This window comes from Streptomyces sp. DH12, assembly GCF_020873895.1.
Classification (GTDB): domain Bacteria; phylum Actinomycetota; class Actinomycetes; order Streptomycetales; family Streptomycetaceae; genus Streptomyces.
Window position 1 is genome coordinate 1 of sequence record NZ_JAHWGT010001212.1, and the last position, 437, is coordinate 437.

A 437-nucleotide genomic window follows, 5' to 3' on the forward strand; every position below is an offset into this window, starting at 1 on the left:
CACCTCGGCGGGCACCGCCGCGGGCATCGACGCGTGTCTGCACCTGGTGCGCAAGGAGCAGGGCCCGGAGGTGGCCAACCGGATCGCCCGGCGGATGGTGGTGCCGCCGCACCGCGACGGCGGACAGGCCCAGTACATCGAGCGTCCGCTGCCGGAGCCCGGGGGCGACTCGGTCGCCGGGGTGCTGGTGTGGATGGAGCAGCACCTCGACGAGGAGGTCACCGTCGAGCAGCTCGCCGCCCGCGCCAAGTCCGTGCTCACGGAGGTCGGCGCGCTCATGGAGGAGGCGGACGCGCTGCGGGCGCCGTTCACCGGGGTGCTGCGGCTCGGCGTCATCCCGACCGTGGCGCCGTATCTGCTGCCGACGGTGCTGCGGCTGGTCCACGACCGCTATCCGCGCCTCGACCTCCAGGTGCACGAGGAGCACACCGCCAGCC

Annotated in this window: 1 protein-coding gene; it reads left to right on the plus strand. The window is 74.1% G+C overall.

Annotated elements, in window-relative coordinates; genetic code table 11:
• The coding region (locus tag LPA54_RS39300) for a LysR substrate-binding domain-containing protein (protein WP_228985180.1) at positions 1–437 on the plus strand (437 nt) is incomplete at both ends.